This is a genomic window from Anatilimnocola aggregata (genome assembly GCF_007747655.1).
In the GTDB taxonomy this organism is placed as follows: domain Bacteria; phylum Planctomycetota; class Planctomycetia; order Pirellulales; family Pirellulaceae; genus Anatilimnocola; species Anatilimnocola aggregata.
This window is the reverse complement of the sequence record NZ_CP036274.1, coordinates 666347-680243: the sequence shown is the minus strand read 5'-3', so window position 1 is coordinate 680243 and position 13897 is coordinate 666347. Positions and strand designations below refer to the sequence as shown.

Below are 13897 nucleotides of genomic sequence, written 5' to 3'. Positions count from 1 at the left end.
GACATGCTCGCCTTCCGCAATTGGAACGCAGTAGGCAATCTCAACCACATCCAGGTCTTCCGCTAGACCGTCGGGTGGCTCGGGAGGTACTCCACCCGTGTCTTTTGGCAGACCAGATTGTCGTCAGTGAATCAGGCTGGCAAGCAATGAAAATGTCGCTGTCAGTTACTTGACAAGTAATCACGACATCGTCATAAATTAAGCAGCTGTTTGAAAACCTGGTGGAATGAGAGCGATTGCGCCGCGCGAGCTGTCCGCGCCGCTGCGTGGAGCTAGTAGTGTAACTAGTGCACCAGGTCAGTTGGTTAACCCACGCGCTTGCGCGGGTACACTGCAAAACAAACGAACCGCCAGTTCAACGGCCGCAAGCGGCCCGGTTAACCAGGTTTGGCAACGGACATCCAACGATCGTTCAGGTAATTGTTCTGGGTTTTGTTCGCAATGTCGTCACCGCAGCAAACTGCGACGCAGAGGTTTATCAACAAATAGGATGATTTCGGAGTTTGCAAATCGGGCGCAATGCGGTGCCGCGAAACGGCTTGCATACGATGCACGCAAAATGGGGGTGTTGATAAACCCCCGGCCCGCGGCGAAGCGAACTGAGTGCGATCGCGGAGATTCATCGGCAGGGAGGAACACGAATGAGTTAATTCGTGTCGACCAATGGGCTTTCATTTCAAATCGAACTGAAAATCGTTCGGGCCGCTGTCGGTCACTTCGGCGGTCAGGCCAGAAGTCGCCAGTTCTGAGTATTTCTGAGGGACGATCCAGTTGATGGTCGGCGGAGGTGCGATGCCCCCCGCGGTTGGATCGACACCCGGGGGCGTGTTGTCGATCACATCGACGCGACGAATGCTCACCAGTTGCTGACCGGGAACTGCCCCTTCCTTACCACTGGTTGTTAGCACAAACCGTCCCGCCGAGTCGGTCTTGGCGTTCGCCGAGTAACCCGCCGAGACATTGTTGAAAGTGACATCGGCCCCTTCCACGCTCTGGCCTTGGAAGCGAACCGTTCCCGTCACCTTGGTGAGCGGGGGAAGATTGCTGCCAGCCCCGGGATCGGCGCAGCCGCTTAAGGTCAGCAGCGTCAGGCCGATAACGCTCGCAGCAATTCGTGATTGAGAAATCCAGCTTTCGCACATAGGTGACTCTCGTCGCTTCGCATTCATCCGTTCACGATCAATTGAACAACCGTTAAGGAACAAACGCCACTTCGCCGCCGTTGATCGTTCCTAAAGCGCCCCACACACCATAGGGGCTTGCCCCGCCGAGCGACTCCGCCGAGCCCGGGTTACCGGCATTGATGGTCTGAGTAATAAACCGTGTCGAGCCGTCGGCGAAACACGCCAGCACACCGCCTGGGTGCCAGCTCTGAGCCGAGATCACGCCGACGGAGTTGGCATCACCGGTTTGGCACGAAGGACCATTCGGCGGGAGGATGCAATTGAAACCGGTATAGATGGGCATGCCGTCGTACGCGCGAGTACCGCCAAAGCGATAACCCGACACCGCGGCAGAGGAGAGAAACCGATTCGTACCTGGGCTCACTTGTGCCAGGCACAACGAGGGGTTGGTATTGACGCCCGTCAGATTCTCCACCGCGCGGCCGGAAACGCTCCGAGCGTCCTTGGGGAAACACCTTTCCGAGATCGCGATCGTATTGCTGGTGCCATCGGAAATATTTTTGAAACTGGCATAGCTGTAGGTGCCAAACAACCCGCGCCCCTGATAGGCCTGCTGATTGCCGGTACCGGTCACGTGATCACCGACGCAGAAGGAATAACTGGTGGACGCCATGGCGACAGTGCGGCCGCCGCGCGGGTCACCCACCGGCACATCGGACGGACAATGCATGCTCTTCACTTGGAAGGCCTTGCCCCATAGATCGTAGTTCTGATCCCAAGGAACGGGCCCGAACGGTGGATATGTCGTGCCACCGAAGTTCTGCTCCGAACTCATTTTCTCGTACAGCGATCGACCTTCGATGAACATCAACAGGCCAACGTAGGCACTGATCCGCCGACTGTTGCCTCCTGTGCCTTGGGTTCCACCCGAGCCAGCTGGCATCGCGCCGAAGGTGTCCATGTAGTTATGCAGAGCGAGGCCCCACTGCCGCATGTTGTTCATGCACTGCGCGCGGCGGGCCGCTTCGCGGGCGGCTTGCACGGCCGGCAACAAGAGCGCGACGAGCACGCCGATAATGGCAATCACAACCAGCAATTCGACGAGCGTAAAGCCAGACCGGCGTGAAACGGCAACTACGCGTGCCATGAGAATCCTCCGGGAGAGTGAGGATGATGATAAGGCGAACAACACGAGTAGCGTGCTGGTCAGTGGCGCAGGAACTCAGCAGCTGACGAAATTATAGCTGAATCTTCGCGCGGCTATAGTGCATGATCCAATGTACTGGTTCAAGAAAAGTAGCCTGATCAGCCTCGTGCCAGTCTGTCGCCCCCTCCGGTGAGTGTAACTCTTGCTCCTCGGCAAGCGACAAATCGCAGCGTCACATATTACAGGGGACTTCGATTATTTCTTCGTGCCCTTGCCGGCCGCGCGATACTCGGGGCGCTTCTGCCACTTAGGTAGATACTCCTGATACTCGGGTTCGTTCGTCCACAACTTCGACCGCAAGTCGGGCGGATTCAACTTCCCTTCGGGATAATCCTTCCCCATGAAGCTGGCTTCCACGCTTTCGTTCCAGGCCAGAAGGTCCTTCTTCAGGCGGGCAGCAACCGCGGGTTGTTCGGCGGTTAAATCGCGCGACTCTGGGCCATCCTCTTCCAGATCGAACAGTTGAAACTCACCTTCGCTCAGCTTGGAAGTCAGCAACTTGTAGCGATTGTCGATCCACGCGGCCTGACCTTGAAAGCGGAACGGAATCGGCTTGCTGCGTGGGCCAATCTCACCGGCGAAGAGTGGCTGCAAACTGAGGCCGTCTACCGGCTCGACTCGCGTACTTGCAGGGAGCTTCAAAATGTCGCTCACCGTGGGAAACAGGTCCATCGTACAGGCCGGATAGTTTGTAACGCGCGGTTTGATCACCGCAGGCCATTCGATAATTCCCGGCACACGCAGACCACCTTCGAACACAGTTCCTTTGTGGCCGCGCAGGCCGCCGACAGTTTCGGGAAACACTCCCGATAAACCGCCATTGTCGCTGCAGAATACCAGCAAGGTGTTATCGGCGAGGCCAGTGTCGCGGAGCTTCTGCCGCAACGTTCCCACACTACGATCGAGCGCGACCAACTCACCGTAATGATTGGCCGACGTATCGTTGAGCTTCGGAAACTGCGCCTTGTCCTCGGGCAGCGCGCGGAACGGACTATGGGGCGAGCCGAACCAAATGACCGCGAACAGTGGCTTGTCGCCGCGACGATACGCGTCGATGAACTTGACCGCTTCGGCCACGGCAATCTCCGACGAATCGCCGGTAAACTCTTCAATCTGGCCAGCTCGCGACATGAGCGGATTCAGATCGTAAAAGTTGGTGACCGAGACCCATTGGTCGAAGCCAAACACCCCAGGATGACGCGGATCGGTTCCCAATACCGGAGCACCGGGGCCGCGCATTCCATTCAGATGCCACTTGCCGAAATGCCCCGTCACGTAGCCGATCTGCTGCAGCGCCTGGGCAATCGTCTTCTCTTGCAGACGCAGGGCATAGCCGTGACTCAGCACTCCCGTACGATCGTTGGACCGCCCTGTGAGCACGCTCGCTCGTGTTGGCGAACAGACGGGGCAGCCCGCATAGAACCGCTCGAACCGTAAACCGCCCGCGGCCATCGCGTCGAGGTGAGGAGTTTTCAGAGCCGGATGGTTGCGATAGCCGGTCTCTCCCCAGCCCATGTCGTCGGCCATCACAAAGATGATATTTGGTTTCTTCGGCTCCTCAGCAGTTGCCAGCGCGGTCGACAAGAATAACAAAGTAATAATGGTGGCAAGAGGCGATTTCATTTGGTTGAGTCCTGAGCGCTTTGCGGCGCTATCACTGGAGCTTGCCACGGGGTGCTGCCGCCGCGTTGAATGTGCTTGCGCAAAGCAGCCGATAGTTCTTGAACCATCTTGATGTTTACCTTAGCCAGATTATTCGTCTCTTGGGGGTCCGCCTTCAGGTTATAGAGCTCCAGCGGACTGAACGGATCGTTCTGCAACAGTTTCCATTCGCCCCGAATGAGCGCTTCGTAACTTTTGCCTCCATACGCGGCTCCACCTTCACGGCGGACGAAATACAAATCGCGCGGCGCGTTGATCGTTTCGCCACGCAGCACTGAAACCAGACTGACGGCATCGAGATCGGCAGCTGGCTGGCGTCCTGCGAGTTCCAAAAACGTTGGAAATAAGTCGAAATTTAAGCCCGCGTAATTGCTGCGTGAGCCCGCTTGAATTCGCCCCGGCCAGCGGACCATGAAGGGCACACGCAGGCCGCCGTCGTAGTGGCTTTGCTTTCCATCGCGCCACGGAGCATTGTTTTGTCCATGCGGCAGCGAGCCTCCATTGTCCGCCGTAAAGACCACGACCGTATTTCCCTCCAATCCCGCTTCCTTTAGCGCCGTTAGGACGCGTCCAATCCGATCATCCAGATGCTCGACGAACGCAACGTTGCTGGCTCGCTTGTCACTCAACTGCGGCGCTCGCTGTTTTACTTTTGCGAGCCACTCGGCTGGCGGCTCGATAGGAAAATGCGGCGCGTTGTACGCCAGGTAAAGAAAGAACGGCTGCGCCGGTTGCTTGGCCCGTTCGCGCAAGTGGTCGATGGCCCAATCGGTGAATAAGTCGGTTGCGTGTCCCTTCGCCGTGATGACTTCGGAGTTATGCCGCAGGTAGTTATTCCCGTGGCGTGCGTGCGTGGCGTAGCTGTCCATCATGTCGCCGAGAAAGCCGCGAAATGTATCGAAGCCCCGCTCGTTCGGCGTGTTGGGCGATTCGAGTCCTAGATGCCACTTGCCGACGATGCCCGTGTGATAGCCGGCAGCTTTCAATTCATTGGCCAGCGTCGGCACCCGCGGGTCGAAATAGCCCCACGAATTCTCGGGCTGCGTGCGAATCACACCCGGCACACCAACACGATCGGCATAGCGGCCTGTGAGTAGCGCCGCGCGCGACGGCGAACAAACCGTGCAATTCGCCCGCATGCCAGTGAATAACATGCCACCCGCCGCAAGCCGGTCGATGTTCGGCGTCTGCACATCCGACTCGTGATACGTCGAAACATCGCCATAGCCATGATCGTCGGTAATGATCAGCAATACATTAGGGGCACGGCCAGAAACTGTAGTTTCATCGGCAGTTGCCGGTCGGAGTGCGGCTGCAAGGATTGCAGCAGCGATGATCAGTATCGTCAATTTGTATTTTGAACCCATTAGCTTTCGCCGCTCAGAAGAGAAGGATATCACATTGTTTCTAGAGTAAACGCATTGCAAGCCGGAGCTATTTGCAGCGTTGAATTGATCTTGGCAAAGACGGCAGTTGTGTTGAGCTTGAGGTACTTCGCAAATCCACAGGAGCAACGTCTGCACCCTGTACAACCTAGCGAACGGCATGCGTGTTTCCAATCCGATCATTGATGAAATAACTCATGACCTTGTCCGCCAGTGGAGTTAATCAGTTGCGACCCTTACCTCAGCCACCACTCCATGAAGTAGACGCTGGTCCAGTAGTACGCACTGAACGAAACAAGGTACGCGATACCACTGCTGAACCACACGAATTGCTTCACTTGCATCAAGTACCACGCCAGTGGCACGGCCAACGGAAACGAGAGGACAAAGCCCGTGAGGTAGCACCACTCGAGTGCGAGCCCCAGCCAGCGGCATAGATGAAAGTAGACTGCCGCCAGCACGACCAATCCTGCGCCGGCAAGATAAGAATTCAAACGCGCACGACTTCGAAAGTTTGCACGACTACCGGTCACGCTAAAAAAGATCGCCAGTTGATACGCAGCCCACAACGCGAGTGGCCAGCTAAAAACGTAGAGCGTTGTCCAGTGATGCACGATCCAACTTCCCAGGCAACCGCCGAGAAAAATCAACGTCCAGCAAACAACGTGCGCGAGGTTGCTTGGTGCTGAACTGGCAAACGGACTTCCCGCCTGCGGTTTCATGCTGACGCGCGTACGCACGAAGATGTCAGTCAGGCCGGAGATGGCCACCGCCATGACGATTAGTGCACAGCTGAACCAATACCAGTGGCGAAGCTCAACGGCGGCAGGCGGCGTCGCTGGATAGTCCCGCTCGGCTCCGAGCAGGCTTCCCGGATCAAACCTTTCTTGCCGGACCACTTCGCTGGCGACGAGAACAGATGCAGCAGTTTGCAGGGGCTGGCGTCCGAGGTAGATCGCGGCGGCGCGAGTTTGTGTTCGCAAGTACAAGCGATTGTTCGCCAGTGCCGGCGGAGTCCAGCAGACTTCATCGGGAAATATCCTCACGCGCCCCAGCTCTTCGTACCGATCGGGATGAGCGCGAAATAGCAGCACTTCACCCCGGTCGTTCAGGCCAACCAATTTTCCATCGGCAGCAATCAGCTGGGCTTGCCCTGGCTCCTGGGACGACCAACGCACTTCGCCCGTCAGCCAATCGAGCGCGCGAAACTCTCCTCGTGAGGGTCGATGTAGCCGGGACTGTGCTTCGCGCAAATCGAAGCCAAACAGCGTTTCCTCCACGAGCACACTGGAAGCCACATCGTTTGAAAGCTGCAAACTATCCCACACACGTGCTGGTTCGCAGCGACGGCCATCTTCGCTTGCGACAAGCTGGAACTGCTCGGCTCCTGCTTTGAACGGCGCGGCAATCAGCAATCGCGGTTCCCGATAGATGGGAGACGCCGCATGTTCGTCGTAACCATTGGACAACGGCAATTCCCACCAGCGCTCTCCGGTCTGGCGGTGATAACAGGCCAAGGAGTTCTGCATAAGCACGACCACCAGCGGATGCCCCTGCCACTCGATCGGCAGCGGTGTCGCATAACTGGCGGGTTTGGTACCCGACTTCCACGCCAGGCTTCCATCGGAGGCCCGCAGGGCGATCACGCTTGCCGATTCGCCACCGACTGGCAGGATCACCAATCCGTCGATGACGAGCGGTGAACTCGAATAGCCAAACTCGGTACCGCGGCCTTGGAACTTCTCATTAAAGTTCAGCGACCAGAGCAACTCGCCGGTCTGGGCAGCCGCGCATCCCACGACGCCTTGCGGAGTGACGTAAAACACTCTTTCATCGGCAATCACCGGGGTCGAGCGCGGGCCAGGGTACAAGCCAGCACCGTCGTAAGGCCAACCAAGTTTCGTCGACCAGATGGTTTCGCCCGAATCGGCATTCAAGCAAACGAGGGACTGTTCGTACAGTGACTGCGACATCGTGAACAACCGAGACTTGCTGGCCGCAAAACCTGCGTAGCCTTGTCCCAACTCTCGCACCCATAAAACCGGCGGACCTTCCGCAGGAAATTTGTCGATCAACTCCGCTCCCGTCGCGACGCCGTCATGCGTTGGTCCACGCCAACCAGGCCAAGTCGAATCGGCAGCTGGCTCGGCTGCGCTTGCGTTGATTGGCAGCAGTGCGCAGCACATCGCCGCGCACCAACTTGCACGAGACCCACGGCAAAGGAGAGTCGCCAGCATGATATTGCTCGCTGAGAGAAGAGTTGCATTGTAGCCGTTGCGAAATTGGCTGGATGCACTTTCGTCAGCGAACTTGCCGAAAACGGGCCGCCTGGGAAAAAGATGCTGTTGATCGCAGTGTCGTCGTTTACATTGCTGCTGTATTTCTGAGTCTTCCTCGCCAACAGGGTTGCTGCGATGACGAACATCCGCATTGGGCTTGCGCAAGTCAAACAGTCCGCCGACATCGATGAGAACGAAGCCAAGATCTTGCAGTTCATCCAACTGGCCGCCGATTTGGGCGTGCAGATCGTCTGCTTTCCAGAAACACAGACCGTGGGTTATCGCGTCGATATCTCCACGCCCGATACGCCCATTCAACCCCAGCGATTGGCCGAGCTGCACGAGCGCGTCGCTCAACTTTGTCGCGAACGATCGATCGCTTGCATTCTGGGGACCGAGACTCCAATCCCCTCGAACCCGACCGGCGGCAAGCCCTATAACTCCGCCTTGGTGTTCTCTCCCGCTGGAGAGATCCTCGGCGTCCATCACAAAAACAAACTCACGCCCCTCGATGCCGTGGCTTATTCTCCCGGCAGCACCTTCGAAACCTTCGACCTGTTCGGCGTGCGGGTGGGCATTGTGATCTGCTTCGAAGGCTTTCGCTTTGCCGAGACCACCCGCGAGTGCGTCCGCCAGGGTGCTCAACTGATCTTTCATCCCCAGAACAACACCACGCGCCCTAACGACTGGAAGATCCCGATTCATCACGCGATGATCGTCACCCGCGCCGCCGAGAACACGGTCTGGTTCGCCTCGTGTAACATCTGCCACCCCGAGCACCAGAACTGCGCCTCGATGATCGTTATGCCCGACGGCCGCATTCAAGCGCAAGCTGAATTGAAAAAGGAAATGGTGCTGTTTGCCGATATCGACATCGACCTCGCCACGCGGGCGATGTTCAATTTCGATACTGACGGCTGTGCCAAGGTGCTCTTTGCCGACACGGTCGCCCGCGCCGAGTACGCAGCGCCCAGCTAGGCCCGCCCCTTGCCAGCAGTTGAGGAAATTTCCACTATTCACAGTTACACGCAAAATTTCCGCTATCTCGTAAACCCTTCTCCGGCTGTCGTTTGTGCGTTTCCGGGTCTTCCTAAGTCCTTAAGAATTAGAGGAAAGGTCCAAATTCAATTTCCATTATCCCAGCTCTTGTGCGACGTTGCCTGATTGTCGTAATGAGTGTCTTGCTCAGCAGTTGCGACTCGCCTTGGCCCCAAGTCGTTACCGCATGCAGGAAACTCCGGAAATCGCTTTCCAGAATCTTCCGCAACTTCAGTCCCCCCATTGGCAATTCCCTGCGTGACGAGTTGCACACTCTTCCCTCACTTACGCCAAAATCGACCAACAATTCGCCAACAGGTTAGATGCGCATGCTCGTTATATTATTGACAGTTGCAAAATAATTACTTACAATATGTTTGGCATACAAGCTGCATCGCCTAGCCGATCGCAGGCTTCCATTCCGCCCTTGTCGCCTGCCCCGCGATAATGCGATCCGCCCTCCTGGGGAGTGAAACGAAGACCACGGACCCACCCGATTCGTCTCCCGTAATTGGCAGCGGGCTGCGATCCTGCCAAAGTGAAGGCTGACTCGTGAGCCTCTCTCCAAGGATTGCTCCCCATGCCTCACATTCTGGCCCTCGATCAAGGGACAACCAGCTGCCGCGCGATCGTTTTCAACCACGCGGGCGAAATCCAGGCCGTCGCTCAGCAAGAGTTTGAACAGCACTTTCCCAAGCCGGGCTGGGTCGAGCACGATGCCCACGAAATCTGGTCGACACAAATCGGTGTCGCTACGGAGGTCGTTGCGCGGGCCAGCTTGCGACCCAGTGATATCGTCGCCATTGGCATCACCAACCAGCGCGAAACCACCGTCCTCTGGGATCGTGAAACTGGCCACCCCATTCATCATGCCATCGTCTGGCAAGATCGCCGCACAGCTCCCCTCTGCGATCAACTCCAGGCAGCTGGCAATGCCGATTTGATTCAAGAGCGAACCGGGCTGTTGCTCGATGCCTATTTCTCGGCGACAAAAATCGCCTGGCTTCTCGATAACGTACCCGGCGCGCGAGCCAAGGCCGAAGCAGGCAAGCTGGCCTTCGGTACCATCGACACCTGGCTCGTCTGGAACTTGACCGGCGGCGCGCAGCACATTACCGATATCACCAACGCCTCGCGCACAATGCTGCTGAACATTCACACTGGCGAGTGGGACGAAGAGCTGCTCAAACTGTTCAACATTCCCCGCAGCTTGCTCCCCGAAGTTCGTTCGTCGAGCGAAATCTATGGCGAAACAACCGGCGGGCTGCTGAACGCGCGGGGCATTCCCATCGCAGGGATTGCCGGCGATCAGCAGGCGGCCCTGTTCGGCCAACTTTGCCTTGAGCCCGGCCAGACCAAGACGACGTACGGTACCGGCTGCTTCATGCTCAAGAGCACGGGCACCAAGCCCCTCATCTCGAAGAATCGGCTCCTCTCGACGATCGCTTGTCGGCGCAACAATCAAACAACCTACGCACTCGAAGGGAGTGTGTTCATTGGCGGTGCCGTGGTGCAGTGGCTGCGCGATGGCCTGGAAATTATTCGCAAGTCGAGCGAGGTCTCGCAGCTGGCGGCGAGTGTGCCCGACAACGGCGGCGTGTTTCTCGTCCCTGCCTTCGCCGGCCTGGGCGCGCCACATTGGGACCCCGCTGCCCGCGGACTGATGATTGGCCTGACGCGCGGCACAACGAAAGCACATATTGCCCGGGCCGCCGTCGAATCGATTGCCTTTCAGGTGGCCGACTTGCTGTCTGCCATGCAGGCCGATTCGGAAAACGACCTCACCGAGATGCGCGTCGATGGAGGCGCATCGAAGGACGATCTGCTCATGCAGTTTCAAGCCGATCTGCTCGGCGTGCCCCTCGTGCGGCCGAAAGAAATCGAAACAACGGCGCTCGGAGCCGCTTATCTCGCCGGCCTTGCCGTCGGATTTTGGCAAGGTACCGACGAGCTCGTACACCTGCAACAGATCGACCGCCGTTACGAACCCAAGATGCCACGCAGCAAAGTCGACGCTCTGCGCGGCGAGTGGCAACGGGCCGTGGAACGTTGCAAACTGTGGGAAGGTGGCAGCCGGTGATGAACCGCGACAACATGCGGGCGCAAGCGTTCACCGCGCACGCAACCTGGGACCTGGTGATCATCGGCGGCGGTGCCACTGGCGTGGGAATCGCCATCGACGCCGCTGCCCGCGGCTATCGCACGCTCCTCGCCGAGCAACACGACTTCGGCAAAGGAACCTCCAGCCGCAGCACCAAGCTGGTTCACGGCGGCGTCCGCTATCTGGCCCAGGGGAACATCTCGCTCGTCACCGAAGCGCTGCGCGAGCGCGGGCTGCTGCGGCAGAACGCGCCGCATCTGGTGCACGACCTTGCGTTCGTCGTACCCAGCTATCGATGGTGGGAAGCACCGTACTACGGCCTCGGTCTCAAGGCGTACAGTCTGCTCGCCGGCAAATTACGGTTTGGTCCCACGCAGTTTCTCTCACAGGCCGAAGTCGTGCGCCGCATTCCCACGATCAAGCGCGCGGGACTGCGCGGTGGCGTGGTTTATTCCGATGGCCAGTTCGACGATGCTCGCCTCCTCATCAACATGGTCACGACCGCTGCGGAGCAAGGGGCGACGCTGCTGAACTATGCGCGGGTGACAGCCATCCACAAATCAGCTGCGGGGCATGCCAGTGGCGTCGAAATCGAAGACCGCGAGACGGGTGAGTCGATCGCGGTCACAGCCCGCGCGGTGATCAATGCGACCGGGCCCTTTTGCGACGACCTCCGCAAACTGGCCGACCCCAGTTCGACGAACATGATCAGCCCGAGCCAGGGGATTCATCTGGTCTTCGCACGCTCGTTTCTGCCGGGCAATCATGCGATTATGGTCCCGCGCACTGCCGATGGCCGGGTGATGTTCGCGATACCCTGGCACGGTCACACCCTGGTGGGCACCACGGACGTTCCGATTCAAGATACGCCGTTGGAACCGCTCGCCACGGAGACTGAAATCGATTTCATTCTCGAAACGGCCGGCCGCTATTTCGAGCGCCAGCCTACGCGGGCCAATGTGCTGAGTATGTTCGCCGGAATTCGCCCGCTGGTGAAGGCGGCGAATCAGAAGAGCACCGCCGCTCTCTCGCGCGATCATACGATTCACGTCGACAGCAGCGGGCTAATCACGATAACCGGTGGCAAATGGACCACCTATCGCAACATGGCAGAAGACTGCGTGAATCAGGCCGCGGAGCGGGCCGAACTGGCCAAGCGTCCCTGCACCACGCGCGAGCTACCCATTCATGGCCATCAAGCGAACGCGGAGCAATTTGGCAACCTGGCCATGTATGGCGCAGATGCTCCAGCCATTCGAGCCTTGGCCGATTCACATTCCGTGCTGGCCGAACTGTTACACCCCGACTTGCCATCGATCGCCGCCGAGGTCGTTTGGGCCGCGCGAAACGAAATGGCCCGCACCGTCGAAGATGTGCTTGCCCGGCGAACCCGCGCCCTCTTCCTGAATGCTCGCGCGGCAATGTCCATGGCACCGCGGGTGGCCGAACTCCTTGCCAGCGAACTCAATCGCGATGCCAACTGGCAGCGCGACGAAGTCGAAGCCTTCGAGATGCTCGCCGCGGGCTATTTGCCCTGAGTCACCTGCGGCTCGCCGATGCAGAAGAGGTGCTTTTCGCCCCGAATGAAGAACTGCTCGTGCGCGATGGCAGGTGACGAATAGCAGCGTTCGCCGAGCGGGTTCTCGGCGACCACATCGAGCGTGGCACCGGGACGAACGACTTTGGTCAGGCCATCGTCTGCCACGAGATAGCCCAGCCCATTAGCCGTTACGAGCGAATTGCTGAAGTGATTTCCCAACCGCTCCTGCCACAGGCGATCGCCGGTCGCAGCGACAAAGCAATTGGCCGTGCCGCGATCATCGGCCACCAGCAAGTGTTCACCAACCACAACGGGAGAAGGGACGTAGCACTTGGCATTGGTTGCATGCCAGGCGACATGCGTATCGGTCACATCACCCCGGCCATCGGGTTTGATTCCCATGACGTGATACGTGGGAAAACCGGCCGCCATGAACAATAGCTTGCCATCGAAGACCATCGAGGCCACGAATTGTTCGGTCGGCCCTTCGATCTTCCAGTTCTCACTGCCGTCGCGCGGGTTCAAGCTGATGATGTGCTTGCTCCCCGAGAAGATCATTTGCGTGCGGCCATCGATCTCGCGAATGATCGGGGTCACATAACTGCGAATGCCGTTAGCCCGCGGCACCTTCCAGGCAACTTCACCTGTCTCGCGCTGTAACGCAACGATATATGACTTGCCGTCGTGATCGCCGTTCACAATCACCCGATCTTCAAACAGCACGGGGCTCGAGCAGTAACCATGCGCGCTGATGAATTCACCGGGCCGAACAAGCCACTTTTGGTTGCCGGCAAAATCGTAAGCGGCGACGACCATCTTGCCCGGCGTGATCGGGCGCGGAGCCCCCACGTTCGGCGCGGGGATTGTACTGCCGTCCACTTCCAGGAACGAGACGAACACCAACTTGCCGTCGGTGGCCGGAGTGCTCGAGGCAAAACTGTTGAGCGAGTGTTTCGTTTCGAGCGGGCCAGTGAAGACCGTCTTTTGCCAGAGCGTTTTGCCCGTCGCGCGATCGAGGCATTGCAGGACGCGCTCTTTGGTCGCATCGAGGCAGGCCGTTAAGAAAATGCGGTCGTCCCACACGATGGGTGACGCGTGGCCACTGCCGCTGACGGGAACCTTCCACACGATGTTGGTCCCGCTGACGCCGTCCCACTTCACGGGCAAGCTGGTCTCAGCACTGGTCCCATCGCCGCGCGGACCGCGCCAGCAGGGCCAGTTTTCGCCGGCCAAGGCCGCGGTGCAGGAACCGAGAATCAATAGCGTCACCACATTTCGCAGCCAACTTCGCATCGCTCGCACTCCCAACTTGATTCTGAATTGCTGCAGCACTTCACCAGCATGCATCAACGGCCGTTAATCATAATCGCTGCCGCCGCGGCTCGCGATGCGGCCAGCGCCCGATTATGACGGCTGTAGCTAATCTGCGGCGCGACGCGCGGCGAGAACCAGAGCGGAATACGCGAAGCCGCGACCCATTGCCGGCCTGGATCGGCAGCGCCGAACTTCTGGCGACGTAGAGTTTAGCGGCCTGTTTGTTAGCTTCCTCAAGTTGGCGGGG

9 protein-coding genes are annotated in these 13897 nt (G+C 58.6%); 3 read left to right on the top strand and 6 right to left on the bottom strand.

What is annotated here, in order from left to right; all coding sequences use genetic code 11:
- Nucleotides 1-671: 671 nt before the first annotated feature.
- From ETAA8_RS02545 to ETAA8_RS02525, 5 genes are all read right to left on the bottom strand, one after another.
- Nucleotides 672-1142 (bottom strand): carboxypeptidase-like regulatory domain-containing protein, encoded by a 471-nt coding sequence (locus ETAA8_RS02545; protein ID WP_145084427.1) that lies wholly within the window; start codon nucleotides 1140-1142, stop codon nucleotides 672-674.
- Nucleotides 1143-1194: 52 nt separating this feature from the next.
- Entirely contained in the window at nucleotides 1195-2271 is a 1077-nt protein-coding gene (locus tag ETAA8_RS02540) for a DUF1559 domain-containing protein (RefSeq protein WP_145100105.1), read from the bottom strand.
- Nucleotides 2272-2526: 255 nt separating this feature from the next.
- Nucleotides 2527-3954: a sulfatase family protein gene (locus tag ETAA8_RS02535; RefSeq protein WP_145084423.1), complete on the bottom strand. Its 1428-nt coding sequence runs from the start codon at nucleotides 3952-3954 to the stop codon at nucleotides 2527-2529.
- Nucleotides 3951-5360 (bottom strand): sulfatase family protein, encoded by a 1410-nt coding sequence (locus ETAA8_RS02530; protein ID WP_145084420.1) that lies wholly within the window; start codon nucleotides 5358-5360, stop codon nucleotides 3951-3953. Before ETAA8_RS02530 ends, ETAA8_RS02535 begins: the two co-directional genes overlap by 4 nt.
- A 254-nt stretch (nucleotides 5361-5614) precedes the next feature.
- Nucleotides 5615-7564, bottom strand: a complete 1950-nt coding sequence (locus tag ETAA8_RS02525; protein WP_202921520.1) for an outer membrane protein assembly factor BamB family protein — start codon at nucleotides 7562-7564, stop codon at nucleotides 5615-5617.
- Between the two features lie 228 nt (nucleotides 7565-7792).
- On the opposite strand from ETAA8_RS02525, the gene ETAA8_RS02520 reads away from it, so the two are divergent.
- From ETAA8_RS02520 to ETAA8_RS02510, 3 genes are all read left to right on the top strand, one after another.
- The gene (locus ETAA8_RS02520; RefSeq protein WP_145084412.1) at nucleotides 7793-8635 is read left to right on the top strand and encodes a carbon-nitrogen hydrolase family protein; all 843 of its coding nucleotides are present in this window, start codon (nucleotides 7793-7795) and stop codon (nucleotides 8633-8635) included.
- Between the two features lie 640 nt (nucleotides 8636-9275).
- A complete protein-coding gene (glpK, locus tag ETAA8_RS02515) occupies nucleotides 9276-10775 on the top strand; it encodes a glycerol kinase GlpK (protein WP_145084409.1) in 1500 nt (499 codons plus the stop codon).
- Nucleotides 10775-12334, top strand: coding sequence for a glycerol-3-phosphate dehydrogenase/oxidase (locus tag ETAA8_RS02510; RefSeq protein ID WP_145100100.1), 1560 nt, complete (start codon nucleotides 10775-10777; stop codon nucleotides 12332-12334). The genes glpK and ETAA8_RS02510 overlap by 1 nt, the downstream gene beginning before the upstream one ends.
- On the opposite strand, the gene ETAA8_RS02505 is transcribed toward ETAA8_RS02510, so the two are convergent.
- Nucleotides 12322-13629 (bottom strand): outer membrane protein assembly factor BamB family protein, encoded by a 1308-nt coding sequence (locus ETAA8_RS02505; RefSeq protein WP_145084406.1) that lies wholly within the window; start codon nucleotides 13627-13629, stop codon nucleotides 12322-12324. The genes ETAA8_RS02510 and ETAA8_RS02505 overlap by 13 nt on opposite strands.
- Between the last annotated feature and the right edge of the window lie 268 nt (nucleotides 13630-13897).

Coding starts and splice junctions, on each gene's coding strand:
- ETAA8_RS02545 (WP_145084427.1), bottom strand. CDS start 1,142: ATGTGCGAAAGCTGGATTTCTCAATCACGAATTGCTGCGAGCGTTATC.
- ETAA8_RS02530 (WP_145084420.1), bottom strand. CDS start 5,360: ATGGGTTCAAAATACAAATTGACGATACTGATCATCGCTGCTGCAATC.
- ETAA8_RS02535 (WP_145084423.1), bottom strand. CDS start 3,954: ATGAAATCGCCTCTTGCCACCATTATTACTTTGTTATTCTTGTCGACC.
- ETAA8_RS02525 (WP_202921520.1), bottom strand. CDS start 7,564: ATGTGCTGCGCACTGCTGCCAATCAACGCAAGCGCAGCCGAGCCAGCT.
- ETAA8_RS02510 (WP_145100100.1), top strand. CDS start 10,775: ATGAACCGCGACAACATGCGGGCGCAAGCGTTCACCGCGCACGCAACC.
- ETAA8_RS02520 (WP_145084412.1), top strand. CDS start 7,793: ATGACGAACATCCGCATTGGGCTTGCGCAAGTCAAACAGTCCGCCGAC.
- ETAA8_RS02505 (WP_145084406.1), bottom strand. CDS start 13,629: ATGCGAAGTTGGCTGCGAAATGTGGTGACGCTATTGATTCTCGGTTCC.
- ETAA8_RS02540 (WP_145100105.1), bottom strand. CDS start 2,271: ATGGCACGCGTAGTTGCCGTTTCACGCCGGTCTGGCTTTACGCTCGTC.
- glpK (WP_145084409.1), top strand. CDS start 9,276: ATGCCTCACATTCTGGCCCTCGATCAAGGGACAACCAGCTGCCGCGCG.